Origin of the sequence: Pseudomonas sp. 28 E 9, assembly GCF_900004785.1 — a bacterium.
Classification (GTDB): Bacteria; Pseudomonadota; Gammaproteobacteria; order Pseudomonadales; family Pseudomonadaceae; genus Aquipseudomonas; species Aquipseudomonas orientalis_A.
Window position 1 is genome coordinate 34,316 of the sequence record NZ_CVTK01000029.1, and the last position, 22,576, is coordinate 56,891.

Below are 22,576 nucleotides of genomic sequence, written 5' to 3' on the forward strand. Positions count from 1 at the left end.
GCTGCGTTCTGAGGCGTAATACCCGCAACAGCTATATCCAGATACTTCGCAGTACCCCAAGTTGAAGGTGAGATAATTGCGGTATAAACAACCCGCATCGTGAATGAAGTTTCATCGAGCTGTAACCGTCCAGCACCATCCCACACACGCATACCAGAACTCATTCACTAAGATCTCCAATCTGAACGCGTTTGATGTTGTTCACATCCCAGAACCGCAACGACCGGTTTGTCATGATGGAACGCCCTTGGCCGGGAACCACGCCGTTTATCTCGAAAGTTCCGTCCTTGTTGAGAATCCATCCCTGCTGGCCTGCGATATAGTTGGTCGAGCTGATGTAAGCCCCGATCTTCGCGTTCGTGATCGTGCCGTCCTGAATGAAAGCGGCCTGGATGAAGGTCTGTCCGCCCGTCACCGCAAACGGCACGGTTCCGGCCTGACCAATAGCGAAACGGTCAGCATCGATAATGAACTGCGTCTGCAGGCCGCCCGGCCCGTTCTCCAGCCCAAGGCCGATGCCGGCGTACTTGTAAAGCCCGGTTGCGGTCTCGTACTGCATTCGCACCGACCAGTTCGCCGTCACCTTGCCGTTTACCGTCTGGATTGCCGTTGCGTTGGTCTGGATTGCGAGAGTGTTACCGCCCACTGTCGACTGAACCGTATCGATACGCTGGCCAAGCGCCTGATCAGCGCTCGTTCTTGCAACGATCTCCGCCTGCACTGCCGCAGCATTACCCGAAGTCTGCGCAGTAACGGTGTCGATTCGGCTGGAAAGTGCACCGTCAGCGTTGATGCGAGCGGTCTGCTCCGATACGACCGCAGCTGCGTTGCTGGCCACCTTCACTTCTACCGAGTCGGTGCGCTGGCCCTGCACCAGGTCGCCCTCGATCAGGGCGGACTGAGTGGACCACACGCCGACATAGCTGGCTTCAGATCCCATCAGGGCGCTGTCATCGCCTTGTAGAGGCGGGTTGACCTGCAGGTAAATGCCGTCAACACGCTCTGCGGTCGTGGTTACCTTTCCGTTGAGCGTGGTCACCGTCGCCTTGAGCGTGCTTAACCCTGTCGCCGTAGCATTCACACCAGTCGTTGGATCGTTGACCGTGGCCTTGACGGTGCTCAGCTGCGAAGCCTGCGACGTTACCTCTACGCCGATTTCGGTAATGCTGGCGCTGTTCTGCTGGATTTGCAGAGCCATCGCCCGGGTTGTCTCCGCAATGGTGCCCATGTTGAACCAATAGTTGGCGCTGGGCGGTTGGATGTTCGCCGGTACCGGGGCGATTGCCTGGTACAGGTTCTGCCCCTGACGAACGATGTCACCCTTGAGGTAGGCCCTGTCCGGAACCCATTCCAGGGCATCGACGACCTGGTCGATCAATTGCTCCAGCTCTGCCTTGGTCGCTGCGATTCTTCCATTGACCGAGCCGGGGCCGTTGCCGTCGATCAGGTTGATTCGTGCGTTGAGCAACTGCCCCAGGGAGGTTTCGTCAATCTGACCTTTGATTTGCTCGAGGATGGCCCCGGCGTCCGAACTGGACTGGCCCATGACTCCATTCACCACCGGGTAGAACGGTCCGATGTTGCCGGTACGATCCACCAGGCGCGCCCAGAAGAACAGGGTTGCGCCTGCCAGCAGCGACTGCATCCGGTAATCGGCCTGCGGATATGCCAGGTCGGCCAGCTTCGTCGCAGCCTGCAGGTTATTCGCCGGGCCATACCACAGCTCGGTTCGCTGAGTATCCTCGGCACCAGCTGGGAAACCCCACTTGATGCTGATCCCGAACAGTTCGCTTTTCGTGGTCAGGAACGACACCGCCGGCGGCAAACCAGTTTTGCCTTGCAGGTTCGTCAGGATCGAGTTTTTCCAAACCGACGAGATGTCGAAGGCGCTCACTGCGCGTACGCGGGCCAAGTAGGCCCCCGAATAGATGCCGGTTACGTCGACGCTCGTCGAGCTGGTGCGCTGCACCTTGATCCAGTTTCCGCTGTCCTTGCGCCACTCCACGTCATACGCGACGGCGCCGGCGACGGCTGGCCACGAGATGTTCATGGTGCTAATGGCCAAGCCCTGGTCGATCGATACGTTCGATGTAACCGTGACGCTGGCCGGTGCCGGAACCACAGTGATCGGGATCACGCTGATTGGGCGTTCTTCCAAGCGTGCCCCGGTATCAATGCTGGGGAACTTGCTTGGCTCGTACTGCAAGGCGCTGATGTCGTAGTCGCCCTCTGGTGTCCTTGCAGTCCTCATCACCCTATATAGAGGGATTGCCAGGTCGTCCGCGTCGATTGCCCACTGAAGCTGGGCAGCCGGGGGCTGGCTGTATGCGACGGTCACGGTGACATTTCGGCCGCTCACGCTTTCCACAGTGCGCCCCTCGGCACGCCCGTTTGGCAGATTGATCACCAGCCGGTCGCCGGCCTTGGCAAGTGTGTCGCGGTCCAGCGTGACGACTTTTCCCGCCGCCGCTGCGATACGCCCGCCGATCTCCCGCCCCGCCAGAAGCGAATCAGCTACGGGGATAATGAAGCCAGGCAGCGGGATACGACCTTCCATACCGGTCCTGAAACTGATGGTGCGGTCCTGGTTGTTGCTCAGCACTAGCCATTTAGCGCGGCGCTGGGCCTCGGATGCTCGAGTGCAGCCAATGGCGCTGATCTCCGTCGGTTTGTCGCCCAGGCGGCGCTGCAGCGGCAGATCGGAATAGACCGTCACGTCGGTGTCGTAGTTGTTCAACGGGTTGTCGTAGCTGACCAGGCAGCGAGTGAAGCGCGTCTTCGCCGATGCACTGCCGTAGGAGATTTTGCCGTCGATGACGTTGGACCGGGTGAAGACGTAGTCGATGTCCTGCGACCGAGGCATATCAGCCTGCATGACCAACTGACCCTGGGCCCAGTACGTCATGCCGCGGTAGATGCCGGCGATGTCGCGCAGCAGTGACCAGGCATCTGCCTTGCCCTGCAGGTTCATGTCGCACAGGAAGCGTGGCTCAACGCCGTCGACGCCATTCGATACCAATTGGTCGCAGTATTGCGCGATGCGGTACAGCTCCCACTTGTCCACCATCCACGGCTTGATGCGACGACCCAGACCAAAACGGTCTTGGGTGCAGATGCCGTAGGTGATCCAGGCCGGGTTATTGGTCCAGGCCTCTTTCATGGTGCCGTCCCAGGCGCCGGAGTAGGTGCGGGCCACCGGATCGTAATTGCTCGGCACCTGCCACCGGCGCGCCTTACACTTCACGGTCACGGCCGGAATGTTCGTGAACTGCTCGGCGTCGAACTCGACGAAGAGCAGCGCGGTGTTTGGGTAGCGCAGCTTTGCGTCGATCACCTGGGTGTAGCCCGCAATGAAAAGGCTGTCTGCGATCTTATCGGTGTTCTGGTTTGGGGTGATGCGGCGAACTCGAATCAGCCAGCCGCTGGTCGCCGGCGGGAGATCAATGCGCAAGGAGCGCTCGTAGCGAGTTGTGGTCTTGCCCGACATAGCACCGACCAGCACTTCTTGATAGGCGCCGCCATCGGTAGCCACGTCCACCGCGTACTGGATGGTGTAGCCGTTAATGTTGCCTTCACTGTCCTGGCTTGCAAGCCGCGGCGTGGCCAAGCGGATGCGCGCTGCCGACAGCTGAAGATTGGTCAGCGACTGAACCCATGGCGTGCCGCTGCGCAGCTCGATGTTCAGCGAGGTTTCGTTGTCTACAGACGGGATTCCCGGGATGTAGGTCTGCTCCACAGAACCCGGACGCCAATCCCACTTCACGTTGGCGAAGTTGAAATTGCCCCTGGCATCCTGAATAGGCGTGTTGTCGATGCAGATGTCGCGCTCTGTTGGCGTTCCGTCGAATTCGCCCTCGCCTACGGCGATCAGGATCTTGACCACGTTGGTGGAGCGCAGGCTGTCGGGCGCCTCTACAGGTGCCTTTGGCTTGCTCTCGCCACCTTTGGCACCGTGAATATCCAGCTTCTGTGCTGCGCCCATGCTTTCCTCCAGGCAATAAAAAACCGCCTCTTGGGCGGCTTGCTCGATGCGTCGTGGTTATGTCTTGTCTTCGGCGTAGATCGATGCCGAGATAATCGCCCCGCCCCAACGGCGCTCCCCGATGCAGATAGGGACAGGGTTGCCGCTGGCTGTGGTGTTCTTTGCGCTGCCGAATGCGTAGCTGGGCATGTTTTCCGGTGATGCGCTCTGCTTGAGGCCTGCCGCCTGCGGGCTGAGCATCTGGATAACGCCACCGGCCAGCAGCGCGATACCTGCGGGCGCCGTCGGCGCGCCAAAGTAACTTGCCGCGATCAGCACCACGCCCAGCACAATCTGCAAAATGCCGCCGCGCTTGCTGCCCTCGATCACAGGAACAATCCTGATCTCCCTGGCTCCGCCCATGCCGAACTCGTCCGCTCCCACGTTTTTTCGGTTGCGGAAGATAGCGAAGCGCAGGCCGAGCCGATCAAGGCGACGGATCTCGGCTTCGAATCCTTCAATGGTGGCCTTCAGCGCCCTGAACACCTCCCAGGTATCGCCGGATGCAACCTGGCGCCTATGCATCCGCCCGAACTTCTGCGCCAGCGAGCCGGAAAGTTTGATGGTGGTCATCGGCGAATAAACGATGGCGCTCATCGGGCCTCCTTGTGTCGAAGAATCAAGCGGGTGCGCTGGAGCCAAGGGCCGCCGTATACAATCACCTCGGACGGCCGGCCATACAGATGATGCAGAACGAAGGGCCCGGGGCCGAACACGCCTGAATCTTCGCCGGGAAGCGCCGCGTCAGCCCCCAGGTATATCCCCGCATGGTTTGGGTGAGCCGTGCGACCGATCTCCATCACGATCATGTCGCCGCGCTGCGGGCTGTTGACTTGCTCGAAGCCGGCAGCGGCATAGTTCGCCTCGTACAAGCTGGTGCTGTCTGCGCTCTCCCACCAGCCCTCAGTGCGCTGGAATGCCTCGAATTCAAGGCCCCACTCGCGTTTATACCAATCCGCGCAGACCTGCCAGCAGTCCCAGGCACCATGCACGAAGGGGCGCTTGAGCAGCGGCGTGTTGCCGGCTGGAATGATCGTGCGCAGGTCGCCTTCGGGCCAGGACAGAATGTGCCAGGGCAAAGCCGTGGCCTCACACATCGCCAGGTCTCGCGACGACGGTCTGCTGGTTGCGTCCGGATGCGAGTGGACGATGCCGATCACCTGACCCAGGTCTTCCGCCGCGGCGTAGTCCTCAGGCTCAAGCCGGAACTCTTCGTTTGGCTCGGTGGCGATGTTGCGGCACGGGAAGTATTTCTGCGCCCGGCCAACGGCCAGTATCAGCCCGCAGCACTCTTTCGGGTACTCGGCGGCCGCATGCGCCTGGATGGCCGCAATGATGTGTTTGCGCATGCTCAGCTCCGAGCGATCAAGGAAACGGCGGGGAATCCACCGAATGGCAAGGGGTTGCCCTCGCCAAAACGAGGGATACAGCCCTTACCCAAGGTGGCGTCGCACACGTCCAATTCAGGGTTGTCAGTAATAACCCCATCCTTCGTCACGTAGGGGCCGGTGTAACCGCAGTTAGGGCCACGGTAACCACCGGTGAGGCACCAGTGGCACAGAGTTGTCATCTGCCGGCCGATCGTCTCGCCGCCGACGTCGCCCGGGCTGGCCAGGTCCCAGCTGACCGTTTCGCCGTCCTCGTTGGTCTTCTGGTCGACATACCAGACCTCGATCGATTCCTGAGTGGGATCGGCCGCGGGGTTGCCGCCTTCGAAGTTCACGGCGTCGAGAAACTCGGCCAGCGTATTACGGATTGTCAGCTTGAACTCGAGCAGATCCTCGAATGCCAGGCATAGCGCGGTGATGCGCCCGTTGACGTTGCCCACCGAAAGCTTCGGCCTTACCGCAGTGCCGTCGCCGTTCGCCTCGCTGCCCTCGTACTGCATGGGCCAGGCGCCGTACTCCTCCCCCTTCCACCAGATCGACTTCGCTGGCAGCTGGTCAGCGTTGCCGCCGGCGGCGATCAGTTCAGCAGGTGTGTGCGGGATCGCATGACCATGAAAGCGCAGAACATCGGCGCCGTAATCGCTGCCGTCCAATTCAAACAGCATGACTTCGTTGCCAGGCTCAAGAGTCTGGATAGCATTGATCAGCGACATGGATTGACCTTTACGGGTGGAAAGCGCGCTCGAACGTCGCTGTCACTTTGAATACGCCCCCGCCCATGGGCGTAGGGGTTGGGTTCTTGCAGGTGAACAGGCCAATCTGGCCCAGTGGCGTGGTCCACAAGAAGGCCTTGGCGCCCTTGTGACGGTCGAAGAACGCCATCATCGCCACGGCTGAGGATGTGTTGCCGGTGTGGGTGATCGGGTAGGCATCGACTTTGTTGTTGATGCCGTCCCCGGCCTCTTGCTTGTAGCCGTCCCCGAATTGGGAGGTGCGCACCCGATACGTGATGTCGGGCGCCTCCCCGTGCTGGGTGGCCCAGGTGAACGTTTCAATCGCCATGGTTACCTCCCGTTGATAGCTCGCCAGATATTCCCGCCAGGCTGTACGCCGCGGGCGATGGCCGCCTCTGCTTCCGCTCTGGTTACCTGCTGGATATTCCGTCCGGCCTGCGTTGTGTCTTCCTGCGTTGCATTGGCGCCACTGCCTGCCGTCTGCACAGACACCGAGACGGGGAAGTTGTAGGTGTTGCCACCGCCCGCTCCGCCACCACCGCCACCCAACGCCCGAACCCCAAGCTCGCCGCCCGCCGTCCTGGTCAGCGGCATGATCGCCTCTGGCCCGGCTTCGGCGAATATCCCCGCACCCTTGGCGAATGCGAACATCTGCGGCTTGTCGTGCACCTGGTTGCTGAAACTCGACAGGCTTGGAGAGTCGTACACGCCGCCTTTGGCGTTGGCGGTAATAGCGCCACCAATGTCCGCCCCGAAGCTGGTACCGCCACCACCGCCACCACCAAGCCATGCGCCCAGTGCAGTGCCTGCGATGCTGGATAGAAGGCCGGACGCCGCTTGGCGTGCAGCAATTCGCGCCATGTCCGCGATGATCGACTTGGCAAAGTCGGAGAACGAGAACTTGCCATTGGTGGCGAAACTAGCCACCGCGTCCTCCATGGAGCTGAAGGCGTTGGTGAACAGGCTTCGGGTTTGCCCGGCAACGTCCCGAGCCGAGTCCAGGTAATTGCTGAATGCCGACGTCGCGCCGTTGCGCCAGTCGCTTTGCGCCACAGACATCTGCTCATAGTTGCTGAGCGTGGTCTGCGTCAGGTCGCGCTCGCTGCGGTTGATCGCCTCAAGCTTGGCCTGGTATTCCTCGGCGCTCATGTTGCGCGAGGCGTCGGCCTTGTCGCGCGCCAGGTCCAGGCGCTGCTGATTGGCGCGGTCTGAAATACCGTTCAGGTCACCGTTAATGGCGTTCTGGCGGTCGCTCTGGCCCACGCCTTGTGCTGATCGGCTACCGGCGCGCTGCAGTGCTGCGTTCTGCTGGTCCAGCGCATCGGTGTACGACTTGATGGCCAGTTCCTGCTTCTTGAGCCTTCCCTGCTCATTGGTCGCTATCACCGCCAGCTCGCTGTCCGATTCCTGCTGAGCCTTGACCATGTTGGCGCGGGCGTCCGCGATCTTCTGATCCAGCTGGATGCGTTGGGCTGCCGATGTCCCGGCCTTTCCCTTCGCGTCTTCAAGTGCCGCGATCTCGGCCTCATACGAGGATTTGACCTCTGACGCCTGCTGCTGGAGCAGTGCAACGCGCTGGGCCGTGTAACTCTCCTGAGAGATGATCCCGGCCTTCTGCGCCGCCTCCAGCTCCTTGTCCGCGCTCTTGTAGTAGCTGAGCACAGCATTGAGCTGGTTTTTCGAGTCGTTGAACGAGGTTAGGTCGACCGCTGTGGTCGCGCCTTTCGGGTCCTTGTACTTTTCGTTTACGTCCTTTATCTGTTTGGCAACGTACTTTGGATCAGCCCGCTTGTCATCGGGGTTTGCCGCACGGATCTTCGCGGTATCCTCGTTGATCTTTTTGATTTCCAGTGCGCGTTTTTCTGCATTGGACATGACTGCAAGATGGCGAGCATCAGCACGCGCCGTGGCCGCGATCCCTTCGTCTTGAATCTTTTGGCGATCACCGACGTACTTGTTCTGCCTCTTTTCGATCTCGATATAGATTTCTTTGAGGCGGATGGACTCTTGGAGTTGCTTTCGCTCCTCGGCAACCGCCGCACTGCTCGCAACGATGCTGTTACCGCCGGATTTCTTTTCCAGATCCGCTAACTTGGCACGCTCATCCGCAAGTTGATCAGCAAGTCCTTTTTCTCGGCCAATCGAAAGCGGCACGTCAAGCGCAGCCTTGGCAGCGTCACGAATGGAGTTCCAGCCGCGCTCAATCAACCCGAGGTTTTGGGTAATCTGCCCCGCCCTGGTGGCTATGGTGCTGGCATAGGTATCAGTCAGCAGATTTGCCGCGCCTACCGTGTCACCCTGCTCCTTGAGGGCTACGATCTGCGCGTACACAGACGCAGTAAGGAAATGGTATTGTTCGTTGAGATCTTTCGCCGCAGCGACTGGGTCCTTCGCGATTTTGGCAAACTCTGCGACGGTCTCATCAATCGATCGACCAGTTGCCCGCTCCATTTGCAGCGCGGCTTCCGTGATTTGCTCAAAGCTTCCGCTGGCAATCTTCCCGTTACCTGCCAGTTTTGCGAGCACCTCAGCTGCAGCGCCGGTTGTGCCGATCGTTGAGCTGACCTGCTGAGCCATAGCGGCCAGTTGCGATGCGCTGGTCCCGGCAGCGTTTCCGGTGAAAATTATCGCTTTGTTGTAGGAGTCAGCCTCTTCGCTGCCCTTGTAATAGGCAAGACCCAGAGCGGCTACAGCGGCGGCTGCCAGCGTAAATGGGTTTATCAGGCCAAGAACGTAGCCGCCCAAGGCCTTAGCGGCCGGAGCAATACCCCCGAACATATCTTTGAGTTGGCCACCCTGCTGTAACAGAACAGTCAGCGGGGCTTGTCCGCCCTGCAACGATACAAAAATATCCGTGAACTGGGCGGGCACACCACGCAGTGCGGCGGCTGTTTGTTTTGCGGTATTTCCGGTGCGCGTCAGGGAGTCATCAAATCGAGTCAGCGACTCTCTCGTCTGCTGAATCTTCCCCTGGTAAGCGCTGAACACCTCAGGCTCAAGCCCAAGCTTCTTCTGTTGAGCGAGCTTTCGCTCTTGTTCGTCGAGGCGATTCAACGCCTTGGTCGTTGGATCAATCTGCTCGAGAAGCTGTTGAAGCTCGTTTTGTTGGGTGACAGTTACGGCGTTAGCTTTTGCACTTGATACTGCGAGTCGATCTGTAGTGACCACGGTAGCGCGCTGAGCCGCCGCTGCCTGGGCCTGGGCCTGCGCAGACCCGTTCGTTGAAGTGATCAGACCTTGCTGGGCTTCAGATAAGCCGGTGGCGACGCTAGATAGATTCTGCTGAGATTCCCGGGCTGCGACTGCAGCCTTAGCCAGCTCTAGGATGCGAGCCTTTGCCTGATCGGAGGTTTCGCCCAGAGCGTTCGTTGACTTTTCAGCGCGATCTCCGGCCGCAGTCAGCTTATCGAGGTCGGTTGAAGCCTGTACCGCGTCGGTCGAATCGACCTTGATACCGAGCTCGGAAATGGAGGTCATCTTTTTCCCCAGGCATAAAAAAACCCGCCGAAGCGGGTCATCTGTATTTTTCTAATCAGGATGCGGGGATTTCGCTCCCGCAGTGCTTGCACTTCACAGCCGCAACCAGCACCTCTTCTGCGCAATAAGGGCAGGCTTTGGTCGGACGCGATTCCTTCGGCGGGAACAAGGGAACGTAAGCCGGCTCTGCTTTCGCCATAACCTGTGGCTCCTGTTTCTTAAAGGCCCACACGATAGCCGCTACCCAGCCCAGCAGCGTCCAGCCGAGGAAAAGGTTTAACAGTGCGATTGATGTGAGGTTCGGGTGTTTTCTCAGCCATGCCTCGAACGTAGGGAGCATATACAGGGCCGGAATAAATACGATCCCACTGAATACTACGAACTCACCGAACGCATTCAGGCCTCCGCGCTCCTGCCCCATGGAGTAGCTGTAGAATGCAAGAAACGCTAGAACGATTAGCCTTAAAACGAACATATGAAATCCCTTCCGGTAGATAGCGGCAATCTACCACCATCCAAGGGGAGCGCCCAACAACCATTCGGCGCACTGATCACTTGCTCTCGTTCATGACCAGCAGCGCTTCCGCCTCCATCATCCGAAGGTCGGGGAAAGCCTGCGTCAGCTCTGCGCGCTTGAGGCCTATCATGCTGGCCACCGGCTTGATGGCGTTGTAGTCGAGGCCCACGGCGCCGCCCATACCCACACGCCACTGCGTGGACATCGCCTCGAACAGCAGGAAGGCCGGCCAGTTGTCTGGCCAGACCTCGTACTCTTCGTCGGGGATATCGGCCTTGGTCATGCCGAAGGCCGCCAGGTCCGCTTCTGACGGGCCCTGCTCGTACAGGATGCGGGCGACGCCGGTCAGTTTCCCAGGCGGGCCGGCTGATAGGCGGATTGGTACGCGGCAAGCACTGCCTGGGGCGCACCCACGCATGTGGTGACCAGAGCAGCCATGGCCTCGTCGGACAGCTTCTCATCGAAGCCCCAACCGCTAACGATGTCCTTAAGCTGGTCGACCTGCAGCGCGATCTCGGAGGCCGTGGCGTCCTGCCAGGACATGCCTTCGTCTTGCACCTTGGTGGCGTGCGCGTCACGCGCGGTGTTCCAGCGGTCGAACAACGCCGAGAGCGCAATGCGGTCCAGGTACTTGAACTCGAAGTCCACGGCCACCGCTTCACCGCCCACGCGGGGGATCTGCACCTTGGCCTTGAACGTTGGGTTTGGGGCGATCTTGATCTTGGCCATGGGTTACGCCACCACTGCGGAATAACGGGTTGGGCGGCCGGCGAGAGAGATGGTGATGACGCGAGACATCAGGCTGTTGCGGCCCAAGGTAGGCGTCGAAGTGATGGATACATAGGCGTTATAGAGAATGCTGCTGCCGCCAGGCAAGTTAAGGCGAAGAACTCGGGTCTGCTTGTCCTCATCAGCGCCTTCGACCACGGGCACGTAAGGCAAATCAGGATCATCGGCCACGGTGAAGGTCATGCTGATCGGGTTCTTGGTGGTCGGGATCTGCCGGTCGTCATCGTCTGCCAGAAATCCGAAGGTCAGGAACTGCTGATCGCCGCCATTGGTGTTCACGTCGGTGATCTGCGAGATCTCAACGAAACCGGTGACTTCGCGCACCGAGCCCAGGCCAGAGCCGGCCGGGTATGGCTGCAGGTTGGTGGTGTTGATGTTGCCCAGGGCAAAGGTGCCGGTCAGGCTGTTGGCCACGCGCGCAGCGCGGTCATTCAGGCGAGTCCAGCCTGAGGTCACGGCGATGATGTCGCCATCAGTCAGGCCGTGGGCCGCGGCGGTCGCTACAGCTGGATTGGCGTTGCTCAGCGCCGTGACCGGGATCGCCGGGCCATAGGTCGAAGCGATTTGCAGGGTCGCGCCGTTGGGTAATCTGAATCCCATGTGTTTTTCCTCTTTGCAGAAATGACAAAACCCGCTCAGTGGCGGGTTCTGGGTTTGCCCATCGGGCGAATTAGTTGGTGTCGGCTCGGTACTGGAACGAGGCCGGTACGGTGTAGGTGGTGCCGTCAGCTATGCCTGGTCCTGGCCCGACCGGAGTCAGCACGATGGCGACCAGTCCGGCGCGCGGGACGCGCAGGTTCACCGGGAACAGCGCGGCCAGTTCATCCACGATGCCGCTGGCCTCTGTCCGATACTTGCCGGAGGGTGCCACGATGTTGACCTGGAACACGCCGACGTACAGGTGGTGGTCACCGCCCAGCGTGTTGCTCGCTGTCAACGCCGGCAGTGTGAAAGCCCGCAGGTATGTCTCGCCGGTAGCCGGTGTGTAGGCCTCGTTCTCCACCACCACCTTCAGTGGCTTGGATCGAGCCTTGGCCCAGGCCAGCAGGCGCGACTCAAAAGCCGCTGAAATGATGTTGTGGCTCATACCTGGTTATTCCTGATGGCTTCTTCGACGATCTGTTGGAAGCGAGCGAGCGTTATTTGCACCATGCCGGCGGGTGCCTGGTCGGAATGCCCATACTCAAGCGGTACTCCGTACACCAGGTTGTTCACGATGTACGCTACCTGCCCGGCCTCCAACTTGCTGACCTCGGCCACCAGGGTGGCAATGGTTTCGTGCCCCGCCTTGTCGAATGTGTCGATGCTCTGATTTGAAGGGGCGCCCACGGTGAACTGCCAGTTTCCCTTGAAACGCCCGGTGTCCACCGGTGACAGCCGGATGACCGAAGTGCCGATTTCGATCACCACCTCGCGGAACACGTCGTCGATGGCCTCCTTTGTCTGCTCGGCGAATGCCGCCAGGCTCTCAGCAAAGCTGCCTTGCTGGCCGCCGTAGCGGCTGGTCATGTGATTGGCCATTACTTGCGCACCTGCAGTTCGAAGCCAACCGCCAGGCCGGCATAGCTCCATGGGCCGACTGCGATCACCGTATAGGTGGTGCCGTCGAACTCGATTCGGTCGTTGCTCAATGGGATCGGCATATCCGCCCCGCTGAGCTGCACCGGAGACACCAGCAACTTGACGTCGCCGCGCACGATCAGCGTGCCGTCGATGTACTTGTTGTCGTATTCCTCGCGGAAGCCGGAGCCGTTCACTACCAGTTCGCTGGGTGCCGGCGGTGCGTCTGGGTCGTACTCGCCCAGGGTTTCGCGGCGCAGGACCAGTTCAAGGCCTTTCCCGCCTTTGCTGCGCGGCGCAAGCATGCGTGTGGCCAGGGCCTTTGCGCGGTCATAGATATCTGGCATCACTTGCGCCTTATTCTGTAGATGGCGGTGCACCGGCACCCTGCCCGGTCTTCCCATCCGGCGCCCAGGGATGAATCACCTGGGTAGCGGAGAAGCGCTCCAGTTGGGCTCTGGAACGGCTGATCCTTCTGCACAACCTGACCGCCTAGCACTAGGTGCGCGTGGCGTACCTTGTTGTCGCGTCGGTCGCGCCATTCCTTTTCAACCGAATTGCGATCCAGGCCCTGGGCGATAAGCTGCTCATACACCTGGTCACGACCGGCGCCGAAGGACTCCAGCGCCTCGGCCTTGGACAGCATCTCGGCATAGGTCTTCATGAGGCGATCGGCGTAGCGACCGGCAATCTTGTCCACGTCAGTCTGGGCGACTGGCGTGCCGGCCTTGATTGCCCTGTTCACGATCCCGTCGAATCGTCGGTCCCGGCGCGTGCGCTGCAAATACTTGCGCATCTCATCTGGGTTGCCGCCAAGCAGCTGCGAACGGGCATTCAGCACAAACTGCGCATAGTTGCCGGGAAGACCGATAACGCCACCAGAGCGCGCCCCGGTCTGTGCGCTCTTGCGGCCGATCAGGTCAAGCGCTGCTTGGCGAGGCGTGCGCACCATCGGCGTAGCGCTGACTTCGATCTGAACAGCAGTAGGCTGTGCACTTGGCCACCCTACAATGCGGCGGCGACTGCCCATCACTTCGCGAATCGCTGCTCGCACATCAATGGCTGAGTTCGCTCGGATCTCTTCAGCCTTGGCAGAAACCCACTTTTCAGCGACTGGCGCGCGGGCATCGAACTCGAAGCGCCCTATGTCGCGAGGAATCACGATAGCCTTTACTTCGAACTTGGCGCCTGCGATGAATACCGACCTGGCCAACTCAAGGAATGCAGACAGTGCGCCCAGGCTGAGCAGCGCAACCAGGCCATCCTCATCCTCTTCAGCGATCAGGCGCTCGACTTCTGCAACCGTTGCCGCGCCGACCGCCGTCTTGACCTGCTTGAGGTAGGCCTGCTGCATCGCAGGCTCCATTCCTTCGATGGCCTGGATGATCTGCGCCGGGGTCATACCGTAAACACCGCAGGCAGCGTGTAGCGAGCCACCAGAACAGGGGCAATCATCTCGTCAATGATGCTGATCACGGGGCGAACCGATCCGGCAGCGTCTGCACCCACCGACACGGCGAATTCAGTTTCCAGCGGGCCGACCTTCTCTCGCTTGACCAGAGATGCCGATACGAAGTCAGGGCTGAGGCTGCCAGGCTCTACGATTTCACGCAGCGCAGCCTCGTAGGCGGCCTGCTCAACCTCGACGGGAACCTGGTCAGCTGGGATCGGGTTGCCCTCATAGTCATAGGCACCGGTCCGCGGCCATTCCCTGGCTTGCCCTCTGCCCTCGGTCTTCACGCCGGGGAACAATGACTGCCACACGCCAGAAGCCAGAAGCTTCCGGTAGCGACCGTCGATGTAGACCGATGCCCGGATCAGCGCGGCCTGCTTCGCCACGTCATCGCCAGCCCAGGCGGTATTCGCGCGCGCAGCGTGATAGGCGTCGGCAGCTGCGACGGTTCCGTAAAAGTCTGGCATCGGGATATCTCGAATAGGTGGAGCGTCATGCGCTCCGGTTTTGCGGGGTGTTACGCCTTGGCGGCGGCCAGTGCGGCCTGCAGGGCTTCCAGATTCGCTTCCTTGTCGAACTCGACATTCAGCGCGGTCAGCTCATCCATGATCTTCTGCTTTTCGGAGGCGGCTAGGGCTTCGTCCAGCTTCTTCTGCAGGGTTTCGACTCTGCTGTTGCCAGCAGCATCGATGCCCAAGGCCTTCAGCTTGGCGATGAGGTCGGCTTTTTCATCGCCGGCGGGGGCTTCGACAACTTCGAAGCTGAGCGCGTCGATGCTCTTGATCTGATCGAGTTCAGCCTCGGTCAGGCTGAGCTCACGGCTTGCGCCAATACCGATCAGCTTGATCGCGCCCAAGGCCCACACACCGCGCGGGCAAAGCCCGCTGTTGGTGACTTTCACTTTCATGACAACCCCCTTATGCAGGCTCGGACACGCCGTCCATGTACGCCATGGCGCCTGGCAAGCGAACTTCAACACCGCCGGTACGCGCGATGATGCCTGTCTCGAAGCCCATGATGGTCTTCTGATGAACCGGCAGCACCATGCGAGGCATTGGCAGGTGGAAGCGGATAACGTCCAACGCCTTGCGGTAGGCCACGATACGACCGCCGCCGCCTGCGCCTGCACGAGAGAGCGAGTCGGCAGTTGTGATGCTCAGCGGTCGACCGGTGCGTGCGGTGTACACGTTGGAGGTACGGAAGCGCTCCAAAATGGTTGGGCTGTTCGCCTCGGTGCCAACGAAGACGGTGGCAATGTAATCCATCACCTCCAACGGAAGGGCCAGAGTGTCGGCCAATTCGACGTTGTTCGAAGCCTGTGGCACCAGCTTGAGCAGGCCATTCAGGTCGATCAGGATCTGTTGCGGGGTTTTGTCCGCAAACAGCGTGGAACTGCCGGCGCCAGTAGGTGCGGCAGTGATGGTCTGGACGTTCGACTGGTTGACAAAACCACGCCAGTTTTTCTCGGTGCTACCGGTGGTGGCGATGTCGTAGAGCAGGCGCTCGGTGGAGCGGCTTGCGGACATGGCCTTGAGGTCATTCAGGTTGCGACCATACAGGGCGGCCTGATTGACTTCTTCCAGGTTCCACTCCCAGCCGGAGCCGATCATGGCGTAGTCGTGCGAGCCTTCACCGAAGGAAACCTGGTTGAACGGCATGTCGTTCGCGGCGCCGGACAGGAACTTGGCTTCGCCCGCGAGCTGCATGCTGTAGAACTGGGTGCCGATCGCCCACTGGCTGCCTTCAGTGACGACAGGCATCAGGTCGCGGTACGAGTACTCCGGGTAACGGGCCTCGTAGATGGCGGTTTCGATGTTGCGGCCCTGAGCCACAACGAATGGCAACGCTGCTTGAGCGTCCGCGAATGCTTGCGGCATGTTATGCGCTCCGGTTTTTGATGGAAATTTCGACGATGTCGTCAGCAGCACCAGTGGTGTCGAAGAAAACATTGGCGAATGGGCCAACGATGCCGGTGCCGGCGGCGTTGGTGTATTTGTTGGTGGCGGTGATGTAGTAAACGGGATCGCCGTCGACAACTGGCGCACCGACCTGCACGTACATCTGGCCGCGCTCACGGATGGCAGCGGTGAAGTACTGCGGGTAGCCGTCGACCAGAGTCGAGCCAGCCGCCACGGCTGGAACAGCCGGGTTGAGTTTGGCAATACCGACAAACTTGCCGCCGGCAGCAAATGGAATCACGCCATGGTCGCCAGCACCTCGCATCACTGGCTCGCCGAAGCGAACGCCGGCAGCGTTTTCGATGGTACGGCTGATGTCGTTCTTGATCTCTTCGTTCGCCGAGGCGCCATGCAGGCCCTTGGCTGGACGATCAGAGTAAATCGTTTGATAAGCGGCCATGATGGCTCCTTACTTGGCTGGCTGAGTGGAGTTGAAGTCGGCCAGCATCTTGGCGCGGGCAACATCAGCGGGGTTTTCGCCTGGCTTGCCGTCCTGCTGAATCATGTGCTTGCGGAAGGGGTCGCCGGCCGGGTCTTTCGCGGCGTCTTCCACCAGGATCTCGAAGCGCGCGTCGATGTAGGCGTCCGCCTTACCGGCCACGGCCGCATCACCCAGCTTGGCGATGACCACCGCCTTGCGGATATCGGCATCGGTCTTGCCGGTGTAGTCGGCATCGGCGATAGCTTTGGCCTTGCTGATCAGGTCGGCACGGGCAGTCACGCGCTTGTCGATGTCGGCATCGCTGAGCTGCTTGGCCTTGAGGGCGTCGATCTCGGCGTCTTTCTTCGCCAGTTCGCCGTCCTTCAGCGCGATCGCATTAGCGTGCGCGTCGGTCAGGGTCTTGGTGGCGGCGGCAGCATCGGCAAGCTTGGTGTTCAGCTTCTCGATGGCCTGGGCGCCTTGCTCGGTGACATCAATGGAGATGCCATCGACAAGGAGTTTTCGCAGTGCATCAGCCATGTCATGGCCTCCTTTGGGGGTGTCTGGTTTGTGGTCACCGATGCGAAGATCGATGCCGCCCCGAGCGCGATGCTCAAGGCTGAGGTGGTTCATTTTCATGGGGCCGAGGTAGCAGTCGTACTGCTCGCCGTCGCCGGTTACGCCATCCTGGAAAACGACTTCGGCGCCGTAGCCCATGGACAGCTCGCGCTTGCCTGACTCGTAGTCAGCAATGGCCTTCGCATCCATCAGTACCAGCGGCACCTTGACGAACTGCCCGTCGCGGACAACTTCGCCACCGGTCTGGCCGATCGCGACGTCCTTCCAGTTTTTGGAGTTGACGCCGTCACCGCCCGGGTGCCCGTTCGTCATTGGGCGGTATGCGTACGAGTGCATCGCGTCAGCGTGGAACACCGCGCTTTCTGGCCGGTAGACGCGCACGATTGGCTTATCGCGCAGGCCGTGTTCGTTGTCGGGGTCAATCTCGGTGCCCAGGTAGTCCTGGATACCGGTGCGTGCGACCCTGGCCTCGGCCACTAGATAGCCGTCCTCGGTGCGCCGCACTCCCGTTACTGGCACGGAATCGGTAAAGATCATGGGTCGAGTTCCTCGAAGATCTCAGGACCCAGCTCGATCGCGCCGCGGTAGGGCTCGACCTTGTCGATATCGACGCTGCCGGGTTCGTAGGTGAAGGTGATGTGCGGCTGATAGTCCGGCCAATCCCATGAGGCACCGGCTTCGACAATGGTTACGTGCCGCCAGGACAGCTCGGAACTGTTGAACAGCAGCACCACCGCGCCTTCGCCGAACTTGTCGATCAGCCTTGCCCCGCCCGGCGCTATCTTGAGCTCGCCCTTGCCATCGCCTGACCATGACTCGCCGACCTTCATCCAATCGACCAGGTTGCGGCTGTAGGCGACGGTGACATGCAGCTCATTGGCGGGCACGGTTGATTCAAAGCCCTGCGTCTTGGCCCAGGCGATGATGTCGGCGCCGTTGGTGACCTTGCGGGACACGTACAGCGTGCGCGGCGCGGCATCTGAAAGGGCTTTCTTGTCCGCTACCAGATCCCCTTCACTTACCGGAAGATCGTCATCACCTGCTCCACCCTCTTCGTCCGGAAGCTCGGCGCCGAACTGGTCGATGGCCGCTTCCAAACCCGGCATCACGCTCAGCTCGACCAGAAGGTTCACCGATGCAGCCGAGAGCGCATCATCAGGGAACAGGCCGGAGTCCTTCAGCGCCTTGATGGTGTCGGCAGTGGTCTTGCCGATGTCGGCTCGCTCTTTGGCCGTGGCCTGCCACAGTGGCGCCCACGCGTAGTGGATCTCCTTGGGCCGGCTTCCCAGCGCTGAGCGGATCAGGCACTCATCCAGCACGCTCATGGCTGGCTTGATCTCCAGCTTCTGGCGCGAGGCGACGTTGTCGTAGTAGTTGCGGGTGTTCTCTTCGCCGTTGGCGCCCAGGCCGGTGGAGGACTGGCCGAACATGCGCGTTCCGGGAATATCGAACGCGCCGGACACACCCTGCTCTGTCTTGGCAATCACCTCAGGCAAATTGCCGAAGCTGGCCGACTTTGAGCTGTGCGTCTCGGCGCCGTCGAGGATTAGTGTGCCGTTGATACCCTTGGCGGTAGCAGCCAGACGCAGGCGCTCCAGCAGCAAGCGCTCATAGTTCTTGTCCTGCATGCTCGACATCAGGTTGGGGATGTTGATGACGTCGATCTTGGCCTCGTAGACCAGGCTCACAACGTTGGCCACCGTCTCGTCGTAGTGACGCACGGCGGGCATCGCAGCCAGCAACACCGAGTCGCCCCAACCGAAGCCGGTGCCCACCGCCAACTCAGGGTCGGGGTGGGCGGCGCCGATGAAGATCACCAAGCGCGACGGGTGGATCTCGACCACGCTGCCCGGCAGCCGGTACGCCTTGGGCTTACCGAAGCGCGGGCTCTGCGGGTCTTGCTCAATCTCGGTTGCGCTCAGCTGCCGGCGGGTCATGACAGTGAGGTACTTCACGCCCCCCTGCTTGACGCGCTCAGGGTTCAGCTCGGATGCCGTGTCACGCTCGCCGGTGCCGATGAACACAGCAGCTCCGCCGAAGAGGCGGGCCTTCAGTAGGGCCTCAAGGATCTTGCCCTTGACGTTTAGGCGATCCTCTTCGGCCTCGATCTGCTCAATCTGGTCCTTGTCGGCCTGCCAGTTGCGCCAGTTGCGGCACGCGTCCACCGCTGGGATGGTCACGCCCTTCTGCGCAGTCCAAGAGCCACGGAAGGCGTTCAGCAGCTGCTGGTCGTCCATCTCCGGGATGGCGTAGTGCGAGTGGGATGCCTTGTCGCGCGCAGTACCCAGTCCTGCGACCAGGTTCTGCAGGCTGTCTTTCAGGTAGCTGAGTGCGCTCATGAGTTGCTCACGTTTGCGAGTGTGTAGCTGCCCGCAATCGGGAAGCGCTGGACAATGAAGTAGCCGAGTGCGTCGACCGGGTCTTCAGTGCCGTCCTTGTTGGGTTCGCCGTTTTCGGTGTATGCCTGTTGTTCCAGGACCTGGGTGGTTACTGGGCAATTGTCGGTGTTCACCAGGTAGCGGCGCTTACGGTCGATATTCAGGAACATGGCGTTAACTGCCAGTACCCGATCGCGCACCATGGGGTTGGATGGGTTCACCATCACCATGAAGCCGGCGGCGCGGAGCAGGCTGTGGTCCGACTCGCTGCCGTTGACGCTCTTGCGGTTCTTGCCGCTGGCGTCCGGATAGACCGTGATGCTGTGCCCGGGGAAGCGGCGCTTCAGCTCGACGATCATCGCCGGCGTGTCGAACAGGCTTGTGGCCTCTTCCAACAGCATGGGCAGTCCGTCACGGATGACATGGATCGTCGCGGCCATCCGGTTGATGTTGAAGTCCATGCCGACGTGCAGCTGCTCGCCTGGGCGAATAGTCGCGTCGGTGTGGTTCTGCTTGCGGCAGAAGCTCGGGTAAACGCTGCCAGACGTCAGGTTGACGAACAGGCCATCGATGTAGGCGTCCACCAAGTTGGATGGGTAAGACTCGCGCAGCGACTTGATGTAGTCCTTCGGCAGGTTCTTTGCGTTCTGCCGCGTCGAGGCGTGCACGATGCCGTACAGCGGGCGCTGGCTCGGGTTGGATGCAAGCTCCTTGACGAACTTGCGGTACACCCAGTTGAAGCCCTCCGGCGTCGTGGTGACGTCGATGGTGTTCATGTCGCGGCCAGGCCACACAGTGGACATCCGCGCGATGATCTTCTTCCAGGCGCTGTCGGCCTTCTTGATCGGCATGCAGTCGATCTCGTCGACAAGCGCATGCGCTATGTTGAAGCCGACGATGCGGTGCGGGTGCTCCATGCTCTTGCAAACGATCGTGGATAGGCACCGGCCGCGGTTGTCACGCAGGTACACGCGCTTCTTGCTCGGCACGATATCGGCAAACAGGCCGAACGCCTCAGCAACCACCGGCATAGTGTCGTAGAAGATGTCCGCGATCTGCGGATAGGTCGGTGCGAAGTAGCCCTGAGGGATGCCGGGGTTCTCCAGCGCGTTGATGCAGAGCCTCACACAGCCGACGAAAGTCTTGCCGCTACGGTAGCCGCCGACGAACGCCGAAAACTTCTTGGGGTGGCTGATGAACTCGAACTGCGGCCTATTCAGCTTCAGGGTCGCTTGCATCTTCTACCCCGATGATTACTTGCTTGGGCTCGGGCAGGCCCTTATTCGGGTCTTCCAGTTCGCGGCGCAGCTTCTCGTTGGTGAGGCGGCGCGTCTCCAGGTCTTCCTTGGTCCGCTCCAGGCTCTCAACGCGCGCAGTGAGGCGGTCGATCAGGCTGGAGTAGTCGCGAACCTTGCTCGTAGTCGTGATCGAGGTGAGTGAGGTCTCCTTGCCGCTGACAAGGATCGGCTCTTCCTTCTCCAACTCCACCTCAAGGGTGTTGCCGAATTCGCTCTCCCTGGCCAGCGCACGCATCAAGCGCACTCTCGTCAGCCGCAACTCATCGTCCACACGCCCCAGCTCAATGCTGGCAAGCATGTCGTTCTCTTCGTCAGTCAGGAATCGGCTGTAGATCGAGCCGGGCTTTGCAGCGTTCTTGTTGCCCCTCTGTTCCTTGGGGCCTGAACTCTTGCCGCCGTGTAGCTTGCAGCGAGAGGAACCCGGTATCGCGTGACGCTTGCATGGTTCCCCGTTGCCGCGCTTGGATGCGCCGCATAGGGCCATAGTCAGCCTCATTCATGGGGTTGGTTTTCGCAGAACGATTCATTCAATGCATTCGAACGTCATTCAATGATCATTCGATGCCTATAACGGTGATCTCACCCCATACAGGGTGGAAGTCGACATGCTCGCCATCGGAGGACTTGAGCGGAGCATCCAAGACAACGGCGATGCCGGCCTTGGTGTCGCAGTACCTGACGCCGTCAACGCGCTGGCCATCGATGATCACTTCCCGCCGGCCTCGACCATCATCCCAGTGGTGAACGTGCTCGCCTGTTTGGTCGCTCATGGCGCCACCTCATACTGGAACGCCCGATCAGAAGGCATGGACGTCACGAACCGGCAGCGGTGAGCATCGAACTCTTCCCGGGTTGCAATGGTGCGCTCATACCGGGAGTTGGTCTTGCCGGTGAAACGCTCGCGGTGAACGACCACACCCTTACGCAGGAACTCGACTTCAGCCGACCCCAAGAGCTTGGTTACGATAACTTTCATGTGACCTGTCTCGCGCCACGATTTGGCGCATTCGAAAACGTGGCGCGGATTACGGTGCCTGCCGCTCTACCGCTTCACTGACTTTCTCGGCGGCCTTGCTCGCTGTATCAGCAGCCTGGACCGCCGAGTGCGATGCCTCTTGCACCTTCACTGCGGCGTCCTGGGTCTTCTCGGCCAGGTTGCTAAGGCGGAGGTCACGCTTGCCCAGGGCGGCGTCATACGCGGCGCGCACTTCGGCAAGCTGCTTGGTCTGCTCGCTGCTGGCAGACCAGACGCCGGCCTGGTAGCCAAGGATCGATCCGCCGGCTACCAGCAGCAGTGCAATTACCCATACCTCGGCGCGCCTCCACCAGTGGCGGGCGATGAAGTTGATTGCGCATCTGTCCATCAGTTGATGCCTCCCAGCTTGGTTCGCAGGCGGGCGATCTCGTCACTCTGCGAGGTAACCGTTGCAGTGAGCTGCGCGACCTGGCTTGAAAGGGCTTCGATCTTCCCCTCCATACGGCCAACCGCTGCAGCAAGCTCGTTGCGCTCCTTGGCGAACTGGTCAGCGCGCGCCTCGGCGGCGTTGGCACGGGCACGTTCAGTGTCGAGCAATTCATTGAGCCGGCGGACGGTGCCGATGTCGGCGTTGTCCATGGCCCGATCGGTCGCGTCCTTAGAGAGGAATTTCCTCAGCCACAACAGACCGCCGAGCAACACAGTGCCGGTGCCGCCAAGCCACGCAAACGTGCCAGGGCCCAGGTCGTTAGGATCCATCGCCACTCCATAGAGAAAGGTGGCCGAGGTACGACCTGTACAAATAAGTCAGCTCCAGCAGCACTCCCAGCTCGGAGCAATGGGTGTGGTGGAGCCGAAAACGAAAAGGCCTCGATCAATGCCGAGGCCTCAATAGGCCCTCAATGAGAACCTTTGAATTGGTTGCGAGGGATGGATTCGAACCATCGACCTTCGGGATATGAGCCCGACGAGCTGACCGCTGCTCTACCACGCAAAATCTGGGCAATAAAAAACCCGACGCAGTGGC

General features: G+C 60.7%; 26 protein-coding genes, 1 tRNA gene and 1 pseudogene. All 28 read right to left on the minus strand.

All coding sequences use genetic code 11. The features are described from left to right. Nucleotides 1-160 precede the first annotated feature (160 nt). Nucleotides 161-3,982, minus strand: a complete 3,822-nt coding sequence (locus BFQ00_RS05960; RefSeq protein WP_065932894.1) for a TipJ family phage tail tip protein — start codon at nucleotides 3,980-3,982, stop codon at nucleotides 161-163. Between the two features lie 57 nt (nucleotides 3,983-4,039). Further along, complete coding sequence (locus BFQ00_RS05965) at nucleotides 4,040-4,618, minus strand: tail assembly protein (protein ID WP_065932895.1); 579 nt, start codon at nucleotides 4,616-4,618, stop codon at nucleotides 4,040-4,042. Next, nucleotides 4,615-5,370, minus strand: coding sequence for a C40 family peptidase (locus BFQ00_RS05970; protein ID WP_065932896.1), 756 nt, complete (start codon nucleotides 5,368-5,370; stop codon nucleotides 4,615-4,617). The genes BFQ00_RS05965 and BFQ00_RS05970 overlap by 4 nt, the downstream gene beginning before the upstream one ends. 2 nt (nucleotides 5,371-5,372) lie before the next feature. Further along, the gene (locus BFQ00_RS05975; RefSeq protein WP_065932897.1) at nucleotides 5,373-6,122 is read right to left on the minus strand and encodes a phage minor tail protein L; all 750 of its coding nucleotides are present in this window, start codon (nucleotides 6,120-6,122) and stop codon (nucleotides 5,373-5,375) included. A 10-nt stretch (nucleotides 6,123-6,132) separates the two neighbouring features. Beyond that, nucleotides 6,133-6,471, minus strand: coding sequence for a phage tail protein (locus tag BFQ00_RS05980; protein ID WP_065932898.1), 339 nt, complete (start codon nucleotides 6,469-6,471; stop codon nucleotides 6,133-6,135). Between the two features lie 2 nt (nucleotides 6,472-6,473). After that, nucleotides 6,474-9,620, minus strand: a complete 3,147-nt coding sequence (locus tag BFQ00_RS05985; RefSeq protein WP_065932899.1) for a phage tail tape measure protein — start codon at nucleotides 9,618-9,620, stop codon at nucleotides 6,474-6,476. A gap of 55 nt (nucleotides 9,621-9,675) precedes the next feature. Beyond that, nucleotides 9,676-10,095, minus strand: a complete 420-nt coding sequence (locus tag BFQ00_RS05990; RefSeq protein WP_065932900.1) for a superinfection immunity protein — start codon at nucleotides 10,093-10,095, stop codon at nucleotides 9,676-9,678. A gap of 76 nt (nucleotides 10,096-10,171) precedes the next feature. Continuing rightward, entirely contained in the window at nucleotides 10,172-10,420 is a 249-nt protein-coding gene (locus BFQ00_RS05995; RefSeq protein ID WP_065932901.1) for a DUF1799 domain-containing protein, read from the minus strand. Nucleotides 10,421-10,482: 62 nt separating this feature from the next. After that, nucleotides 10,483-10,866: a phage tail assembly chaperone gene (locus tag BFQ00_RS06000; protein ID WP_065932902.1), complete on the minus strand. Its 384-nt coding sequence runs from the start codon at nucleotides 10,864-10,866 to the stop codon at nucleotides 10,483-10,485. Between the two features lie 3 nt (nucleotides 10,867-10,869). Then, nucleotides 10,870-11,526, minus strand: a complete 657-nt coding sequence (locus BFQ00_RS06005) for a phage tail protein (RefSeq protein WP_065932903.1) — start codon at nucleotides 11,524-11,526, stop codon at nucleotides 10,870-10,872. 70 nt (nucleotides 11,527-11,596) lie between these two features. Next, the gene (locus BFQ00_RS06010; protein ID WP_065932904.1) at nucleotides 11,597-12,013 is read right to left on the minus strand and encodes a phage tail terminator-like protein; all 417 of its coding nucleotides are present in this window, start codon (nucleotides 12,011-12,013) and stop codon (nucleotides 11,597-11,599) included. Beyond that, nucleotides 12,010-12,435 (minus strand): HK97 gp10 family phage protein, encoded by a 426-nt coding sequence (locus tag BFQ00_RS06015; RefSeq protein ID WP_065932977.1) that lies wholly within the window; start codon nucleotides 12,433-12,435, stop codon nucleotides 12,010-12,012. The genes BFQ00_RS06010 and BFQ00_RS06015 overlap by 4 nt, the downstream gene beginning before the upstream one ends. 11 nt (nucleotides 12,436-12,446) lie before the next feature. Then, entirely contained in the window at nucleotides 12,447-12,833 is a 387-nt protein-coding gene (locus BFQ00_RS06020) for a hypothetical protein (protein WP_065932905.1), read from the minus strand. Further along, nucleotides 12,833-13,888, minus strand: coding sequence for a hypothetical protein (locus BFQ00_RS06025; RefSeq protein WP_065932906.1), 1,056 nt, complete (start codon nucleotides 13,886-13,888; stop codon nucleotides 12,833-12,835). Before BFQ00_RS06025 ends, BFQ00_RS06020 begins: the two co-directional genes overlap by 1 nt. Beyond that, nucleotides 13,885-14,406 carry a DnaT-like ssDNA-binding protein gene (locus tag BFQ00_RS06030; RefSeq protein ID WP_065932907.1) on the minus strand — a complete coding sequence of 174 codons (522 nt, stop codon included), beginning with the start codon at nucleotides 14,404-14,406 and terminating at the stop codon, nucleotides 13,885-13,887. The genes BFQ00_RS06025 and BFQ00_RS06030 overlap by 4 nt, the downstream gene beginning before the upstream one ends. A gap of 50 nt (nucleotides 14,407-14,456) precedes the next feature. Continuing rightward, nucleotides 14,457-14,846: a hypothetical protein gene (locus tag BFQ00_RS06035; RefSeq protein WP_065932908.1), complete on the minus strand. Its 390-nt coding sequence runs from the start codon at nucleotides 14,844-14,846 to the stop codon at nucleotides 14,457-14,459. A 10-nt stretch (nucleotides 14,847-14,856) separates the two neighbouring features. Further along, a complete protein-coding gene (locus BFQ00_RS06040; protein WP_065932909.1) occupies nucleotides 14,857-15,816 on the minus strand; it encodes a DUF2184 domain-containing protein in 960 nt (319 codons plus the stop codon). A 1-nt stretch (nucleotide 15,817) separates the two neighbouring features. Then, entirely contained in the window at nucleotides 15,818-16,297 is a 480-nt protein-coding gene (locus BFQ00_RS06045; protein WP_065932910.1) for a structural cement protein Gp24, read from the minus strand. Between the two features lie 9 nt (nucleotides 16,298-16,306). Continuing rightward, nucleotides 16,307-17,434, minus strand: a complete 1,128-nt coding sequence (locus BFQ00_RS06050) for a DUF2213 domain-containing protein (RefSeq protein ID WP_065932911.1) — start codon at nucleotides 17,432-17,434, stop codon at nucleotides 16,307-16,309. Further along, nucleotides 17,431-19,236 (minus strand): anti-CBASS protein Acb1 family protein, encoded by a 1,806-nt coding sequence (locus BFQ00_RS06055; protein ID WP_065932912.1) that lies wholly within the window; start codon nucleotides 19,234-19,236, stop codon nucleotides 17,431-17,433. Before BFQ00_RS06055 ends, BFQ00_RS06050 begins: the two co-directional genes overlap by 4 nt. Further along, nucleotides 19,233-20,513, minus strand: a complete 1,281-nt coding sequence (locus BFQ00_RS06060; protein ID WP_065932913.1) for a terminase large subunit domain-containing protein — start codon at nucleotides 20,511-20,513, stop codon at nucleotides 19,233-19,235. Before BFQ00_RS06060 ends, BFQ00_RS06055 begins: the two co-directional genes overlap by 4 nt. Next, a complete protein-coding gene (locus BFQ00_RS06065; protein WP_256535847.1) occupies nucleotides 20,488-20,871 on the minus strand; it encodes a hypothetical protein in 384 nt (127 codons plus the stop codon). The genes BFQ00_RS06060 and BFQ00_RS06065 overlap by 26 nt, the downstream gene beginning before the upstream one ends. A 114-nt stretch (nucleotides 20,872-20,985) precedes the next feature. Next, nucleotides 20,986-21,069: pseudogene (locus BFQ00_RS30345) on the minus strand (hypothetical protein); the annotation flags it as partial. 58 nt (nucleotides 21,070-21,127) lie between these two features. Next, nucleotides 21,128-21,343: a hypothetical protein gene (locus BFQ00_RS06070; protein WP_065932915.1), complete on the minus strand. Its 216-nt coding sequence runs from the start codon at nucleotides 21,341-21,343 to the stop codon at nucleotides 21,128-21,130. Continuing rightward, a complete protein-coding gene (locus BFQ00_RS06075; protein WP_065932916.1) occupies nucleotides 21,340-21,549 on the minus strand; it encodes a hypothetical protein in 210 nt (69 codons plus the stop codon). The genes BFQ00_RS06070 and BFQ00_RS06075 overlap by 4 nt, the downstream gene beginning before the upstream one ends. 49 nt (nucleotides 21,550-21,598) lie before the next feature. Continuing rightward, nucleotides 21,599-21,937, minus strand: coding sequence for a hypothetical protein (locus BFQ00_RS06080; RefSeq protein ID WP_065932917.1), 339 nt, complete (start codon nucleotides 21,935-21,937; stop codon nucleotides 21,599-21,601). Then, nucleotides 21,937-22,308 carry a hypothetical protein gene (locus BFQ00_RS06085; protein WP_017736499.1) on the minus strand — a complete coding sequence of 124 codons (372 nt, stop codon included), beginning with the start codon at nucleotides 22,306-22,308 and terminating at the stop codon, nucleotides 21,937-21,939. The genes BFQ00_RS06080 and BFQ00_RS06085 overlap by 1 nt, the downstream gene beginning before the upstream one ends. Before the next feature lie 159 nt (nucleotides 22,309-22,467). Further along, a tRNA-Met gene (locus BFQ00_RS06090) sits at nucleotides 22,468-22,543 on the minus strand. Between the last annotated feature and the right edge of the window lie 33 nt (nucleotides 22,544-22,576).

What these genes read in the sequence shown, in the direction of transcription:
- BFQ00_RS06030 (WP_065932907.1), bottom strand. Translation starts at nt 14,406, where the DNA reads ATGCCAGACTTTTACGGAACCGTCGCAGCTGCCGACGCCTATCACGCT.
- BFQ00_RS06085 (WP_017736499.1), bottom strand. Translation starts at nt 22,308, where the DNA reads ATGGATCCTAACGACCTGGGCCCTGGCACGTTTGCGTGGCTTGGCGGC.
- BFQ00_RS05970 (WP_065932896.1), bottom strand. Translation starts at nt 5,370, where the DNA reads ATGCGCAAACACATCATTGCGGCCATCCAGGCGCATGCGGCCGCCGAG.
- BFQ00_RS05980 (WP_065932898.1), bottom strand. Translation starts at nt 6,471, where the DNA reads ATGGCGATTGAAACGTTCACCTGGGCCACCCAGCACGGGGAGGCGCCC.
- BFQ00_RS05960 (WP_065932894.1), bottom strand. Translation starts at nt 3,982, where the DNA reads ATGGGCGCAGCACAGAAGCTGGATATTCACGGTGCCAAAGGTGGCGAG.
- BFQ00_RS06045 (WP_065932910.1), bottom strand. Translation starts at nt 16,297, where the DNA reads ATGGCCGCTTATCAAACGATTTACTCTGATCGTCCAGCCAAGGGCCTG.
- BFQ00_RS06065 (WP_256535847.1), bottom strand. Translation starts at nt 20,871, where the DNA reads ATGCTTGCCAGCATTGAGCTGGGGCGTGTGGACGATGAGTTGCGGCTG.
- BFQ00_RS06000 (WP_065932902.1), bottom strand. Translation starts at nt 10,866, where the DNA reads ATGGCCAAGATCAAGATCGCCCCAAACCCAACGTTCAAGGCCAAGGTG.
- BFQ00_RS06080 (WP_065932917.1), bottom strand. Translation starts at nt 21,937, where the DNA reads ATGGACAGATGCGCAATCAACTTCATCGCCCGCCACTGGTGGAGGCGC.
- BFQ00_RS06040 (WP_065932909.1), bottom strand. Translation starts at nt 15,816, where the DNA reads ATGCCGCAAGCATTCGCGGACGCTCAAGCAGCGTTGCCATTCGTTGTG.
- BFQ00_RS06010 (WP_065932904.1), bottom strand. Translation starts at nt 12,013, where the DNA reads ATGAGCCACAACATCATTTCAGCGGCTTTTGAGTCGCGCCTGCTGGCC.
- BFQ00_RS06075 (WP_065932916.1), bottom strand. Translation starts at nt 21,549, where the DNA reads ATGAAAGTTATCGTAACCAAGCTCTTGGGGTCGGCTGAAGTCGAGTTC.
- BFQ00_RS05975 (WP_065932897.1), bottom strand. Translation starts at nt 6,122, where the DNA reads ATGTCGCTGATCAATGCTATCCAGACTCTTGAGCCTGGCAACGAAGTC.
- BFQ00_RS05965 (WP_065932895.1), bottom strand. Translation starts at nt 4,618, where the DNA reads ATGAGCGCCATCGTTTATTCGCCGATGACCACCATCAAACTTTCCGGC.
- BFQ00_RS05990 (WP_065932900.1), bottom strand. Translation starts at nt 10,095, where the DNA reads ATGTTCGTTTTAAGGCTAATCGTTCTAGCGTTTCTTGCATTCTACAGC.
- BFQ00_RS06015 (WP_065932977.1), bottom strand. Translation starts at nt 12,435, where the DNA reads ATGACCAGCCGCTACGGCGGCCAGCAAGGCAGCTTTGCTGAGAGCCTG.
- BFQ00_RS06025 (WP_065932906.1), bottom strand. Translation starts at nt 13,888, where the DNA reads ATGACCCCGGCGCAGATCATCCAGGCCATCGAAGGAATGGAGCCTGCG.
- BFQ00_RS05995 (WP_065932901.1), bottom strand. Translation starts at nt 10,420, where the DNA reads ATGACCAAGGCCGATATCCCCGACGAAGAGTACGAGGTCTGGCCAGAC.
- BFQ00_RS05985 (WP_065932899.1), bottom strand. Translation starts at nt 9,620, where the DNA reads ATGACCTCCATTTCCGAGCTCGGTATCAAGGTCGATTCGACCGACGCG.
- BFQ00_RS06035 (WP_065932908.1), bottom strand. Translation starts at nt 14,846, where the DNA reads ATGAAAGTGAAAGTCACCAACAGCGGGCTTTGCCCGCGCGGTGTGTGG.
- BFQ00_RS06050 (WP_065932911.1), bottom strand. Translation starts at nt 17,434, where the DNA reads ATGATCTTTACCGATTCCGTGCCAGTAACGGGAGTGCGGCGCACCGAG.
- BFQ00_RS06005 (WP_065932903.1), bottom strand. Translation starts at nt 11,526, where the DNA reads ATGGGATTCAGATTACCCAACGGCGCGACCCTGCAAATCGCTTCGACC.
- BFQ00_RS06060 (WP_065932913.1), bottom strand. Translation starts at nt 20,513, where the DNA reads ATGCAAGCGACCCTGAAGCTGAATAGGCCGCAGTTCGAGTTCATCAGC.
- BFQ00_RS06055 (WP_065932912.1), bottom strand. Translation starts at nt 19,236, where the DNA reads ATGAGCGCACTCAGCTACCTGAAAGACAGCCTGCAGAACCTGGTCGCA.
- BFQ00_RS06020 (WP_065932905.1), bottom strand. Translation starts at nt 12,833, where the DNA reads ATGCCAGATATCTATGACCGCGCAAAGGCCCTGGCCACACGCATGCTT.
- BFQ00_RS06070 (WP_065932915.1), bottom strand. Translation starts at nt 21,343, where the DNA reads ATGAGCGACCAAACAGGCGAGCACGTTCACCACTGGGATGATGGTCGA.